Annotated in this window: 9 protein-coding genes; 2 read left to right on the forward strand and 7 right to left on the reverse strand. The window is 64.4% G+C overall.

The features are described 5' to 3' along the window. Positions 1-9: 9 nt before the first annotated feature. The 7 genes from Q8R75_RS13190 to bchF all read right to left on the reverse strand — a co-directional run bounded on the left by Q8R75_RS13190 (position 10) and on the right by bchF (position 10474). Complete coding sequence (locus Q8R75_RS13190; protein ID WP_305613307.1) at positions 10-1458, reverse strand: BCD family MFS transporter; 1449 nt, start codon at positions 1456-1458, stop codon at positions 10-12. Beyond that, positions 1455-2153 carry a magnesium protoporphyrin IX methyltransferase gene (bchM, locus tag Q8R75_RS13195; RefSeq protein WP_305613306.1) on the reverse strand — a complete coding sequence of 233 codons (699 nt, stop codon included), beginning with the start codon at positions 2151-2153 and terminating at the stop codon, positions 1455-1457. Before bchM ends, Q8R75_RS13190 begins: the two co-directional genes overlap by 4 nt. Positions 2154-2178: 25 nt before the next feature. Next, positions 2179-3108 carry a ferredoxin:protochlorophyllide reductase (ATP-dependent) iron-sulfur ATP-binding protein gene (bchL, locus tag Q8R75_RS13200; protein WP_305613305.1) on the reverse strand — a complete coding sequence of 310 codons (930 nt, stop codon included), beginning with the start codon at positions 3106-3108 and terminating at the stop codon, positions 2179-2181. 49 nt (positions 3109-3157) lie between these two features. After that, positions 3158-6949 carry a magnesium chelatase subunit H gene (locus Q8R75_RS13205; RefSeq protein WP_305613304.1) on the reverse strand — a complete coding sequence of 1264 codons (3792 nt, stop codon included), beginning with the start codon at positions 6947-6949 and terminating at the stop codon, positions 3158-3160. Between the two features lie 78 nt (positions 6950-7027). After that, positions 7028-8668 carry a ferredoxin:protochlorophyllide reductase (ATP-dependent) subunit B gene (bchB, locus tag Q8R75_RS13210; RefSeq protein ID WP_305613303.1) on the reverse strand — a complete coding sequence of 547 codons (1641 nt, stop codon included), beginning with the start codon at positions 8666-8668 and terminating at the stop codon, positions 7028-7030. A 10-nt stretch (positions 8669-8678) separates the two neighbouring features. Beyond that, positions 8679-9962 carry a ferredoxin:protochlorophyllide reductase (ATP-dependent) subunit N gene (locus tag Q8R75_RS13215; protein WP_305613302.1) on the reverse strand — a complete coding sequence of 428 codons (1284 nt, stop codon included), beginning with the start codon at positions 9960-9962 and terminating at the stop codon, positions 8679-8681. Continuing rightward, a complete protein-coding gene (bchF, locus tag Q8R75_RS13220; RefSeq protein ID WP_305613301.1) occupies positions 9959-10474 on the reverse strand; it encodes a 2-vinyl bacteriochlorophyllide hydratase in 516 nt (171 codons plus the stop codon). Before bchF ends, Q8R75_RS13215 begins: the two co-directional genes overlap by 4 nt. A gap of 508 nt (positions 10475-10982) precedes the next feature. On the opposite strand from bchF, the gene Q8R75_RS13225 reads away from it, so the two are divergent. After that, positions 10983-11756, forward strand: coding sequence for a cobalamin-dependent protein (locus tag Q8R75_RS13225; protein WP_305663711.1), 774 nt, complete (start codon positions 10983-10985; stop codon positions 11754-11756). An 85-nt stretch (positions 11757-11841) separates the two neighbouring features. After that, positions 11842-13266, forward strand: coding sequence for a transcriptional regulator PpsR (ppsR, locus tag Q8R75_RS13230; protein WP_305613299.1), 1425 nt, complete (start codon positions 11842-11844; stop codon positions 13264-13266). The last annotated feature ends 138 nt before the right edge of the window (positions 13267-13404 follow it).

Raw genomic sequence — 13404 nt, forward strand, 5'->3', positions numbered from 1 at the left:
GAATGACGATCAGCCGGGAAACTCGGCCAGTCCGAACTTCGTGCTGCTTGGTGTGGAGGATTGATGCGCAGAGCGGACCAGAGGGCCGATCGCGATCAGGCTAGCGAACAACATGTAAATCTCGCAGTGATAAACGAAGCTGTACCCGATTGCGGGACTGCTCAGCGCCGAACCCAGTGCGCCCGACGTGGCCAGTCCCGATACGACGTCGCGGAGCGCGCCGCCCAGTGCAATCGCCAGACCGGTGCAGGTGGCATGCACCGCGCCCCAGGCGCCAAGTGCGAGGCCGTTCAGCCCGCCACTTTCCAGTCCCATGGCGGCCGTCAGCGTGCCGACCGAGAACAGTCCACCGCCGAAGCCGATCAGTGCCACGCCGATGCGGAACAGCGGAACCGAATGCAGCGGTTCGGCGAACACGACGGCCGAAAAGGCGATGATGCCGGTCAGCGCGCCAAGCGCCGCCAGCCGGTAGGAGTCGAAGCCGCGCGCCAGCACGCGCGCGGCCAGTGCAAAGGCGGCGATCGCGCCCAGCGCCATCAGGGCGGTCAGCGACGTGGTGGCGCCGACGCCCATGCCGAGGATTTCGCCGCCGTACGGTTCGAGAATGATGTCCTGCATGCTGAAGGCCGCGCTGCCCAGACCTACCGCGCACAGGTAGCGTGTGGCACGGGCGTGCTGCGAAAAGCTGCGCCATACCTCGCGGAACGGCAGCCGCGGCGCCTGCTGCGCCGTCGTGCGCATGCCGCGCGGCTCCTGCTTCCACAGCGCGATGACATTGAGCACCATCGTGAGCATGGCCGAGCCCTGTACCACCTGGATCAGTTTCATCTGCGTGAAGTCGGCCAGCAACAGACCGAACACAATGCCGCTGACCACCATGCCGACCAGCAGCATCAGGTACATCATGGCCACCACACGCGGCCGGTTGGCCGGCGCAGCGAGGTCGGTGGCCAGTGCAAGCCCTGCGGTCTGCGCGGTCTGCATGCCGGCACCGACCATCAGGAAGGCCAGTGCGGCGCCGGCCTGCCCGATCCAAGCCGGACCCTGGGTGTCGCCGGACAGCAGGATGAGCGAGAACGGCATGATGGCCAGGCCGCCGAACTGGATCAGCGAACCCATCCAGATGTATGGGACGCGCTTCCAGCCCAGCACCGAACGGTGCGTGTCCGAGCGGTAGCCGATCAGCGCGCGGAACGGTGAGAACAGCAGCGGCAGCGCCACCATCAGCGCGACCAGCCAGGCCGCCATGCCCATCTCGACGATCATCACGCGGTTCAGCGTGCCGATCAGCAGCACGGTCGCCATGCCGACCGACACCTGGAACAGCGACAGACGCAGCAGACGCCCGAGCGGCAACTCTGCCGTCGCCACATCGGCGAACGGCAAAAAGCGCGTGCCCACACCGGTCCACAGCTTTGCAGCGCGGTCGTTGAGCGAGCGGGCGGACAGCGTCTTCATCTGCGGCAAAGCTCCAGTGCCTTCGATTTGTAGAAACCGCTCGACACATGCTGCGATCGGCCGACCGTCATGCAGTCGAGCGCCGGTTCTTCGCCGATCAGCCGGTGCAGCAGTGTTTCGCGTACCGGTTCGATCGAGGGCGCGCGATCACCGCGCGGGAAGAACTTGCCGATGAAGCGCATCGCTTCGAGTGCATGCGTGCTCGGGGGAAACGTGAACTGGATCGAATGTTCCGTGCGCGCTGCAAGCCCGGACAGCACGCGCACCGCGTCACCCGCCTGGTAGTGGATCAGCGAATCCATTGCGACCACGTGGTCGAACCAGCCCAGCGCGGGATCGAGCATGTCGCCGGAACGGAAGTCGATCTTGCCGCCGTTCAGGTCTTCCGGCATGCGTTCGCGCGCCAGCTGCACCAGCGTGGGCGACAGGTCGATGGCCACCACATGGGCGCCGCGCCGTGCCGCCTCGACCGCCAGTGCGCCGGTACCGCAGCCGGCGTCCAGCACTTTGCGGCCACGCAGGTCCTGCGGTAGCCAGTCGAGCAATGTGGCGCGCATGCGGTCACGTCCGGCGCGCACCGTGGCGCGCACGCGGCCGACCGGTGCGTCGGAGGTCAGGCGCTTCCAGGCGTCGACCGCGGTGCGATCGAAATAGGTCTGGATCTGGCTGCGCCGATCTATGTATGAGCTGTTCATGGTGTCATCGGTCCCGTTCGAAAACTCAGTCAAAACCGAGCAGGTCGAAAATGTCGCGGTCCTTCATCGGCTCGGCGATCAGCGGATCAGTGCCGGCCCACAGCGAGGCGGCCAGCCGCATGTACTCCTGCTGCACCTCAAGCACTTCCGGACTGTCATCCATCTCGAACAGCGTCGATTTCTTCAGGCGACTGCGGCGGATCACGTCGAGGTCGCGGAACTGCGCCATGGTTTTCAGGCCGACCCGTTCGTTGAAGCGGTCGATCTGGTCGGTGGCTGCGCTTCGGTTCGCAATGACGCCGCCGAGACGCACCTTGTAGTTCTTCGATTTGGCCTGGATGGCAGCCACGATGCGGTTCATCGCGAAGATGGAATCGAAGTCGTTCGCCGTGACGATGAGTGCGCGATCGGCGTGCTGCAGCGGGGCAGCAAAACCGCCGCACACCACGTCGCCCAGCACGTCGAAGATGACCACGTCGGTGTCTTCGAGCAGGTGATGTTCCTTCAGCAGCTTGACCGTCTGGCCGACCACATAGCCGCCGCAGCCGGTGCCGGCCGGCGGGCCGCCTGCCTCGACACACATGACGCCGTTGTAGCCGGGGAATACGAAATCTTCTGTGCGCAGTTCTTCCGAATGGAAGTCGACCGTTTCGAGAATGTCGATCACTGTCGGAACCAGACACTTGGTCAATGTGAAGGTCGAGTCGTGTTTCGGGTCGCAGCCGATCTGCAGCACGCGCTTGCCGAGCTTGGAAAAGGCGACCGACAGATTGGACGAGGTCGTGCTCTTGCCGATGCCGCCCTTGCCATACACCGCGAAAACCTTCGCGGTACCGAGCTTCAGCGAGGGGTCAAGGTGGACCTGCACGCTGCCCTCTCCGTCATTGCGTGACGAGCCCGAGTTGCGCGTTTTCAGCGCTGACAGCGGGACGTGGGTGGTGGTGACTGTGTTCACTCTGAGACCTCGGGTGTGTCCGCACGGGCGGACGTGGGTGTATGGGTTTTCATGCGCCGGCGGGCTGGAATACACCCTCCAGGCGGTCTTCCAGTTCTTCGCCGGCTGCGCGCAGTTTGGCCAGCATGGCCGGGTCCGGTTGCCAGTAGTCGCGGTCGTGCGCTTCGATCAGCCGATTCGCGAGCTTGGCCGCAGCCGTCGGATTCAGGCTGGCGAGCCGGTTGCGCATGCCGTCGTCGAGCACGAAGGTCTGTGTCAGCTGCTGATAGACCCACGGCGCAACCTGACCCGTCGTGGCCGACCAGCCCATGGTGTTGGTAATGTGGGTTTCGATCTGGCGCACGCCTTCGTAGCCGTGCGCGAGCATGCCCTCGTACCACTTCGGGTTGAGCATGCGGGTGCGCGTTTCCAGTGCGACCTGTTCCTGCAGCGAGCGCACGGCGCCGTCGCCCTTGGTCTGGTCGCCGATGTAGACCGGCGGCGTATGGCCGTTGCGCGCCACCTTGACGGCCTGCGTGATGCCGCCCAGCGTGTCGAAGTAGTTATCGACCGTGGTGACACCGAGTTCGACCGAGTCGAGGTTCTGGTAGGTCAGCTGCACGTTGGCGAGCGCGCTCTGCAGCAACGCGGTCTGCTGCGACGCGCGGCCGGTGCGACCGTAGGCGAAGCCTTTGCGGCGCGTGTAGGTTTCGGCGATTTCGTCTTCGTCCGACCAGCGGCTGCTTTCCACCAGGTTGTTCACGTTCGAGCCGTAGGCGCCTTCGGCATTGCCATAGACGCGCAGCGCAGCGATCTCCAGCGTGCAGCCGTGTTCCTGCTGATAGGCCAGCGCGTGCCGGCGGATCCAGTTCATCTCCAGCGGTTCGTCGGCGGCGGCGGCCAGCCATGCCGCTTCGGCCAGCAGCTTGATCTGCAGAGGCATCAGGTCGCGGAAGATGCCGGACAGCGTGATCACCACATCGACGCGCGGGCGGCCCAGCTCTTGCAGCGGCATCAGCGTGGCACCGGCGATGCGGCCGTAGCTGTCGAAACGCGGCAGCGCGCCCATCAGGGCGAGCGCCTGGGCGATCGGTGCGCCCTCGTTCTTCAGGTTGTCGCTGCCCCACATGACCATGGCGATCGATTCGGGCAGCGGAAAGCCGTCTTCGGTGTAGCGGTCGAGCAGGCGCTGCGCCTGCGCAGCACCGTCCTTCACCGCAAACGCACTCGGAATGCGGAACGGGTCGAAGCCGTGGATGTTGCGGCCGGTCGGCAGCACCGCCGGCGTGCGCAGGATGTCGCCGCCCGGTGCGGGACGGATGTAGCGTCCGTCGAGCGCCTGCAGCATCGCGGCCACTTCGGTGTCTTCGGCCAGCTTGCCGTTGATGTCGACCAGTTCGTTGAACAGCTCGACCGTGCTGTCGTCGCGCGGCAGGCCGGACAGCTTGAGTACCCGGTCGATGCTCAGTCCGGCCACCAGTGCTTCGATCGAAGCGCGTTCCAGCTGCTGTCCGTGCGAGGCATCGGCCATCGACAGCAGCATGTCGACGCGTTCCGCTTCCGACGGCGCGCGCCCTGCCACGTGAAGCCCGTGCGGGATGAGCGTGTATTCGAGTTCCAGCATCTGTTCTGCCAGCTTGAGCACGCGCGTGTCGGTATCGCCGGTGAGCGAGCTGTCCCACAGCGGCTCGGCCGCGGCGAGGTCGAGCGCAGCAGCCTGCGCCTGCAGCACGACAGCGAGGTCACCGCGTTCCGGCGATGCGGGTTCCATCGTGCGCCAGCGCTCGATGGACATCTTCAGTTCGTTCAGGCCCTTGTACAGCCCGGCCTGGGCGATCGGCGGCGTGAGGTAGCTGATCAGCGTGGCGCCACAGCGGCGTTTGGCGATCGCGCCTTCCGACGGATTGTTGGAAGCGTAAAGATAGACGTTCGGCATGTCGCCGATCAGGCGGTCCGGCCAGCAATTGCCACCCATGCCGCTCTGCTTGCCTGGCATGAATTCGAGCGCGCCGTGGGTGCCGAAATGCAGCACGGCGTGCGCCTTGAAGTCTTCGCGCAGGTAGCGGTAGAACGCCGAGAAAGCGTGCGTCGGCGACAGGCCCTTTTCGAACAGCAGCCGCATCGGGTCACCTTCGTAACCGAAAGCGGGCTGCACGGCGATCAGGATGTTGCCGAACTGCCTGCCCAGCACCAGGATGGAACTGCCGTTGCTCAGCTGCTTGCCGGGCGCCGGGCCCCACTGTGCCTCGATCTCCTTCAGCCAGGGTTCGCGCCGCACGTGATCTTCGGCGCTGATGAGCGTATGCACGTTCGCATCGGCGCCGTATTTCGACGCATTGCCGAACAGCACGCTGTCACGCAGTGCATCGACGCTGTCCGGCAGATCCACGTCGTAACCCTGCTGCTTCATTCCAGTCAGCGTGTGGAGCAGCGATTCGAACACCGACAGATAGGCTGCGGTGCCGACACTGCCCGCATTCGGCGGGAAGTTGAAAATGACGATGGCGACCTTGCGGTGGGCGCGTTCGCTGCGCTTGAGGGCGACCAGCTTGTCGACCCGCGCGGCCAGTGTTTGCGCGCGTTCGGGGCAGCTGTGCATGTCCTGCTTGTTGTCCGATGCAGTGAAGGTGCAGGCGTGGTGGCAACCGGTGCAGGTGACGCCGGGCGCACCCGGGCGGCCGCCGAACACCATCGGGCTGGTTGCGCCATCGAGCTCCGGGATGGCGACCATGATGGTGCTTTCAACCGGCAGCAGGCCGCGCTCCGACTCGCCCCACTGATCAAGTGTCTGGAACTCGACCGGGTGTGCCGCGACGTACGGCACGTCGAGCTGCGCCAGAATTTCCTCGGCCGCCTTGGCGTCGTTGTAGGCAGGCCCTCCGACCAGTGAAAAGCCGGTCAGCGATACCACCGCGTCGACGATGCTGTGGCCGTCCTTCAGGAAAAACTGGTCGATGGCCGGGCGCGAATCGAGCCCGGCGGCGAAGGCGGGTACCACGCGCAGGTCGCGCGCTTCGAGCGCGGCGATCACACCGTCGTAGTGACCGGCATTGCCCGACAGCAGGTAGGAACGCAGGACGAGCACGCCGACTGTGCCGCGCAGTTCGCGGCCGATCGGGTCGGGCAGCGCGGACGCTTCGTAAGCAAAGCGACCCGGCATGCGGGGGTGATAGACCCCGACTTCCGGATATTCGATCGGCGGCTGCACCTTGATCTGGCCGCGCAGCCCCTTGCGCGGGCCATCGGCCCCGCGGTCGACGACGTGACGCAGCAGGTTCAGCACGTTCTCGTCCGAGCCGCCGAGCCAGTACTGCAGCGTGACGAAGTAGGCGCGCACGTCCTGTGCGGTGCCGGGAATGAAGCGCAGCATCTGCGGGATGCGGCGCAGCGTCTTCATCTGGGCCGCGCCGCCGGTGGCGGTCTTGCTCTTGTTGCCGCGCAGGCGCTTGAGCAGCGCCATCGGGCCGCTGGCCGGCTTGTCCATGTCGAACTGGCCGAGGCGGGTCAGCTTCACGACTTCGCTCGCGGAGGCCATGCAGATCATTGCGTCGCAGTTGTCGCGGCGCGCGCGCAGGTCATCGAGGATGGGCAGGAAGTGGTCTTCGAGAAACAGCATGCCGCAGACGATGATGTGTGCGCTGGCGATGTCTGCCTTGACGCGGGCGATCGCCGATTCGTTGCCGGCGTATTCCGACGCGGCGTGCAGGCTGACGGTCAGCCCCGGAAATTCGCGCGACAGACGCGGCCGGGCGCGTTCGACCGCGCTCGCCAGATGGGTGTCCATCGTGACGATCACGATGCTGATGGGCTGATGGGTGACCGCCGAAGCAGTACTCGTATCGACTGCGCGTTTTCTCAGCATCGATGGAAGTCCGATGGAGGTCATGCTTCGATCACCCTGTCGTGACGTGCGGCGAGCACGGATTCGGCGGACACGGATTCAGCGTCCATAGTGAGCTTTGGCATCGTAGAGCGTCTCCACCGTGATCGTTGCCAGGCCGTGTTCGCGCGCGAAGGCTTCGGTATTGCGTTTGGCCTTGCCTCGCACGAAGAACGGAATCTTTTTCAGCTCGCGTTCGCCGTCTTCGCTCCAGGTCGGTTCGCCCGACGCGGCGATGACGGGTTCAGGGATTTCGACGGCGGCCGCAACCGGTTCGACGGCAGCGACGGCATCAGATGCGGCAGCGTGCCGTGCATCGCGGGCGACGGCCGGAAGATGGGACGCGGCGGCGTCATCATGGAATTCAAAGTCGTCGCGGAACATCTGCAGCAGATGCTCTTCAAGGCCCATCACAAGCGGATGGACCCAGGTATCGAAAATGACGTTCGCGCCTTCGAAACCGTACACCGGGCTGTAGCGCGCCGGTACGTCCTGCACGTGGATCGGGATCGAAATCACCGCACACGCCACGCCGAGGCGTTTGGCGATATGGCGCTCCATCTGGGTGCCGAGCACCAGTTCCGGTGCCGCAGCGCCGATGGCCTGTTCCACTTCGAGGTAGTCGTCGCTGATCAGCGCCTCGACACCGTAGAGCTTGGCGGCATCGCGCACATCGCGCGCGAATTCGCGGCTGTAGGTGCCCAGGCCGACAACGGTGAAACCCATTTCCTCCTTGGCGATGCGCGCGGCCGCGATGGCGTGTGTCGCATCACCGAAGATGAACACCCGCTTGCCCGTCAGGTAGGTCGAATCGACCGAGCGGGCATACCAGGGCATGCGTGACAGCGACGACGAAAAACCTGCGACACCCGGCTGTTCCGAAGCCAGTACGGCCGATGCATCGATTCCGGCCAGTTGTGCGACCTCGGCGATGAAGTCGCGCGTGGCGCCGACGCCCATCGGAATGACACGGGTGGAAGGCATGCCGAAATTGCGTTGCAGCCAGGATGCCGTCGTGCGTGACACTTCGGGGTAAAGGTCGATGTTGAAGTCGGCCTCAGGCAGGCGACGGATGTCGTCCGGCGAGGCACCGAGCGGCGCAATCACATGGACGTCGATGTCCAGCAGGTCGAGCAGCCGGCGGATTTCCTGCACGTCGTCGCGGCAGCGGAAGCCAAGCACCGTCGGGCCGAGAAGGTTGGCGCGCGGGCGGCGACCTTCGGCGCGCACCGGGTGCGGTGTGCCCGGCGGCGGCACCTGATCGGCGAGCAGTGCGCGCACGACGTGATAGAAGGTTTCGGCGGCACCCCAGTTTTCCTTCTTCGAATAGGACGGCAGTTCGAGCGGGATGACCGGGATCGGCAGGTTCATGCCGCAGGCCAGAGAGCCCGACTGATCCTGGATCAGTTCGGCAGTACAGGACTCGCCGACCAGCAGTGCCTTGGGTTTGAAACGTTCGTACGCTTCGGCAACGGCGGTCTTGACCAGATCCGCGGTACTGCCGCCCAGGTCACGCGCCTGGAAGGTGGTGTAAGTCACCGGCGGGCGGCGGTCCTGACGTTCGATCATGGTGAACAACAGGTCTGCGTAGGTGTCGCCCTGCGGGGCGTGCAGCACGTAATGCACGTCGCGCATTGAGGTGGCAATCCGCATGGCGCCCACGTGAGGCGGTCCTTCGTAGGTCCACAAGGTCAGTTGCATCAGTTGCTCCTCAGACCGCCAGCCGTTCGCGGCGAGCGAGCGGGCGTACAAACAGTTCGGCAAGATCGGCGGCCTGGTCGTAGCCGTGGATCGGCGAGAACACCAGTTCGATCGACCATTTGGTGGCCAGGCCTTCCGCTTCCAGCGGATTGGCAAGGCCCAGGCCGCACACCGTCAGGTCGGGGCGCGCGGCGCGCACGCGGTCGAGCTGGCGTTCCAGATGCTGACCTTCGCTGAGCACGACGTCCGGCGGCAGCAAGGCCAGTTCCTCGCTGACCATCTGGCGGTCGAGGTAAGGCGTGCCGACCTCCACCAGTTCCATGCCCATTTCGCGATTCAGGAAGCGCGCGAGCGGAATTTCGAGTTGGGAATCGGGCAGCATGAACAGGCGTTTGCCGGCCAGCTGCGGGCGGTAACGTTCGAGCGCAGCGCGTGCGCGCTTGATCAGCGGCGCGGTGACGGCATCGAACTGTGCTTCGGGCGTCTGCCAGGCGCGGGCGGCTGCGCGCAGCCAGGCCGTCGTGCCTTCGACGCCGAACGGGTAGGGCGCAGCCAGTACGGTGGCGCCGCGCGCAGTGAGCGCGCGAACGGTTTCGCCGTTGAACGGCTGAGCCAGCAGCAAATGGGTATTCGGGCCGATCGACGGCACATCTTCGGCGCGGCGGCCCGGGAAGAAATTCACCGGACCGATGCCCAGTTGTTCGAACTGGCGGCGGAACTGGTCTTCCACCACGTCCGGCAGGCAACCGACGACCAGCAACTGGCGGGCATCGGTCTGCGGCATGATCGGCACGAAGGCCTTCAATGCGTTGTCTTCGCCCTGCGTGAAGGTCGTTTCGATGCCGGAACCCGAATAGCTGAGCACCCGCACCTGCGGCAACAGCCGTTCGTTCAGCCGTTCCGCCGCGCGGGCGAGATCAAGCTTGATGACTTCCGACGGGCAGGAGCCGACCAGGAACAGCGCCTTGATTTCCGGCCGGCGTTCCAGCAGCGAAATGCACACCCGGTCGAGTTCGTCGTTGGCGTCGGCGATGCCGGCGAGGTCCCGGTCGGTCAGGATGGCCGTACCGAAGCGGGGTTCGGCGAAAATCATCACGCCGGCGGCCGATTGCACCAGATGCGCACAGGTGCGCGAACCGACGACGAGGAAGAAGGCGTCCTGCAATTTGCGGTGCAGCCATACGATGCCGGTCAGCCCGCAGAACACCTCGCGCTGACCGCGTTCGCGCAGCACCGGCAGGTCGCCGCCGGTGCGCTGAGTGATTACGACCGGAATGTCCTGGAGGTTGCTCATTTGCACGGCACCAGCTGTTCGTCGCCGAAGGCCGTGGTGGCCGACTGCTGCAGACGCGCGGCACGCAGTTTCAGGATGAACTGGCCGGCGTTGATGACGTAAGTGAAATAGGCGGCGAGGGCGAGCCACATCAGGCCATTCGCGCTGAGGTTGTCGGTTGCCAGCGCGATCAGGTACCAGGTGTGCAACGCCAGGACGGCGAAGCTGAAAACGTCTTCCCAGAAAAACGGGCGGGCGAACAACCAGACGCCGAACACCTCTTTTTCCCAGATCGATCCGGTGATCATGATCGTGTACAGCAGCACCGTCTTGATCACCACGGACACCGAGGCGGCCTGCAACCCCTCGCCGGTCATCAGGAAACGCACCACCAGCACCAGACTGATCAGAAAGGCGAGGAACTGCACGGGTGCGAGCACACCCTGAAGCAGGGTCCACGGTGATGCATCGCGACGGCGGCGTTCTTCTGCCGTGTAAAGCGGAGGCTGCGGTCTGGCCTGCTGCGGGTGCATTGGTGACGTCTCCTTGGTCTTTCTTCTTTGACTGAAAATCTAGACGTCTGGAGACGGAGTGTCAATATAAATTGACGTACATCATGGTTGACACGCGAAGAGCGCTGCAGCTAATTTGTCATAACGCGAGGTGAATGGTCGCCGCAAAGCAATGATGGCTCTCGATACTGACAAGTAAACTTGACAGTTGCCCTTGCCGCGAACTATCTCTATAAGCTGGTTGCTCTTGTGATTGGTGCCTTCATGGGCTGCGCGCTGGGGTAAGCGCTGTACGAAGTTATAAAAAGCACGGCCGTTCCTTGCTTCCCAGCAGTGCCGCGGGAAGCCTGAGTCGGAGCCGGCACACACAAACACCAAAGGACGAGAGATGGCCGGAAGAGCGCAGGAAGACGCCGGCAAGGCGCGCACGACAGGAGAATACTGGTCCGACACGGACGCGCTTCAGCGAAGCCATCCGCAGTCCGGGAATCACAACGGCGGGGAGCTGGTTTTTCCGGTGGACGACTGGATGGGTGATCTCGCCCGTACCATCGAAGCCGAAATCATTCCGCGCCTCATGCTCGCGCACGGTGGCGCTGATCCGTCGGCACCGCAGGTCGCCTGTGAAGTCCGGGCACCGTCTTCACCGGAAGTGGTCGAGTTCGCGAATCTGGTTCTCGCGCAGGACGCGCGCGTCGCGCGCACGTGGGTGGAGGCGGTGCGCGCGCGCGGCGCGTCGCCTGACACGATTTTTCTTGAGTTGCTGGCGCCGGCCGCACGGCGACTCGGGGAATTGTGGGAAGCGGACCTGTGCGATTTCACGCAGGTCACGCTGGGTCTCTGGCGGATCCAGCAGGTGGTGCATGAGTTGGGGCCGAGCTTCCGCTCGGATGCCCCGTTCGCGCCGAATGGCCGCAGGGTGCTACTGTCTGCGGCGCCGGGGGATCAGCACACGCTGGGCCTGTTGATGGTCGGTGAGTTTTTCCGCAACAGTGGCTGGGAGGTCTGTGCCGAAGCATCCGGTCGCAGCCTCGACCTGGTGCTGGCGGCGCAGAATGAGTGGTTCGATGTGCTGGGTTTTTCGGTCGGTAGCGAAGCACGCATCGAACCTTTGAAGCGGCTGATTGAAGCCGTGCGTCTGGCGTCCCGCAATCGCGACCTCATCGTGATGGTGGGAGGCCCCATCTTTGTCGAACACCCTGAGTGGGTGGCACTGGTGGGTGCGGACGCGACCGCAAGTGATGCAAAAGACGCTGTGCGGCGCGCTGACGCCTTGGTGCCACTGCGATGTACGCAGGGCTGAACTGGTTTGACGAGGTGATCGATTGGGATCGGAGCAGGAGCGCAGTGAGTTTTCGAGAATCGACGCGAAGTGGGGGGCTGCCAACGTGAAGCCGTTTGAATCGCCCCTCCTATCGTTTGGAGGCGTCGATGCCAACTCCACAGCAAAACTCATCGCCGCCGCGTCGGATCTGGCGCTGGTGGTGGACAAGCAGGGCATCATCCGCGATGTAGCCTTCGGCAACGATGAACTCGTACCCGATGGTTACGAGGGCTGGGTCGGCAGACGCTGGACCGATATCGTGACGGTCGAAAGCCGCGCCAAGGTCGAAGCCCTGCTCATCGATGCTTCGGCCGAGGCCGCCCAGAAGTGGCGGCACGTGAATCATCCGGTGTCCGGCGGCATCGACATGCCGGTGCTTTATTCGGCCATCAAGGTCGGGCACGAAGGCCGGGTTGTCGCGTTCGGCCGCGATCTGCGCTCCCTGTCGTCGCTGCAGCAGCGGCTGGTTGACGCGCAGCAGTCGATCGAGCGTGACTACGCCAAGCTACGGCAACTTGAAACCCGCTATCGCCTGCTGTTCCAGATGACATCGGAAGCGGTGCTCATCGTCGAGGCCGGCAGTCAGCGCGTCATGGAAGCCAATCCGGCCGCGCTCCGCCTGCTCGGCCCGTCACCCAAGGGACTGGTCGGGCGTACCTTCCCGGAAGGATTCGACGAAGCAGGCATGCAGTCGGCGCAGGATCTTCTGGCCAGTGTCAGGGCGGCAGGGCGTGCCGACGACGTTCGCGTGCGACTGGCCGACGATGGACGCGAGCTGCAGGTTGCAGCTTCGCTGGTGAGACAGGACAACGCCGCGCTTTTCCTCGTGCGCCTTTCGCAACGTGCCGTCGAACACACGACCTCGGGACTTCATCAGGCCTTGCTTGACGTGATGGAGAACGTGCCGGACGGATTTGTCCTGACGGATGATTCGGGCCGCATCCTGACGGCCAATCACGCGTTTCTCGATCTTTCCCAGCTCGCTTCGGTCGAGCAGGCGCGCGGCGAGCCGCTCGAACGCTGGCTGGGTCGCCCCGGCGTCGATTTCAAGGTGTTGATGGTCAACCTCCGCCAGCACGGATCGGTCAGACTGTTTTCCACCCTGGTTCGCGGCGAACATGGTTCGGATGTCGAAGTCGAAATCTCGGCTGTGTCGGTACCGCATGGCGAAACGCCATGTCTCGGCTTCACGGTGCGTGGCATCAGTCGGCGCATCGAGGCCGATCCGCGAATGGGCCGCGAACTGCCCAGGTCGGTCGAACAACTGACCGGGCTGGTCGGCCGCGTGTCGCTGAAGGAACTGGTGCGTGAATCCACCGACCTGATCGAGAAGCTGTGCATCGAGGCAGCCCTCGAACTGACGCATGACAATCGAGCATCGGCAGCCGAAATGCTCGGTCTGAGCCGGCAAAGTCTGTACGTGAAACTGCGCCGCTACAGCATCGGCGATCTCAACGCCGAGCACGAAGACATCGAAACTGAAGATTAGCGTCTGTTGGCACTGGCGGACCGCTCGCCAGGCCTGCTGCGTCTGGATCAAGTCGGACACACGGCGGCTGACGTGCGCTCAAGCCGGAAGATCCGGTGCGTGATGTGGCTCAGCGGGCTCGCGTACTTCTTGTTCGCA

This window comes from Methyloversatilis sp., assembly GCF_030696805.1.
In the GTDB taxonomy this organism is placed as follows: Bacteria; Pseudomonadota; Gammaproteobacteria; order Burkholderiales; family Rhodocyclaceae; genus Methyloversatilis.

Excerpts from the sequence above, each read along its gene's own strand:
- Q8R75_RS13190 (WP_305613307.1), bottom strand. The coding sequence starts at position 1,458 with ATGAAGACGCTGTCCGCCCGCTCGCTCAACGACCGCGCTGCAAAGCTG.
- bchM (WP_305613306.1), bottom strand. The coding sequence starts at position 2,153 with ATGAACAGCTCATACATAGATCGGCGCAGCCAGATCCAGACCTATTTC.
- Q8R75_RS13205 (WP_305613304.1), bottom strand. The coding sequence starts at position 6,949 with ATGCTGAGAAAACGCGCAGTCGATACGAGTACTGCTTCGGCGGTCACC.
- bchB (WP_305613303.1), bottom strand. The coding sequence starts at position 8,668 with ATGCAACTGACCTTGTGGACCTACGAAGGACCGCCTCACGTGGGCGCC.
- Q8R75_RS13215 (WP_305613302.1), bottom strand. The coding sequence starts at position 9,962 with ATGAGCAACCTCCAGGACATTCCGGTCGTAATCACTCAGCGCACCGGC.
- bchF (WP_305613301.1), bottom strand. The coding sequence starts at position 10,474 with ATGCACCCGCAGCAGGCCAGACCGCAGCCTCCGCTTTACACGGCAGAA.
- Q8R75_RS13225 (WP_305663711.1), top strand. The coding sequence starts at position 10,983 with ATGGGTGATCTCGCCCGTACCATCGAAGCCGAAATCATTCCGCGCCTC.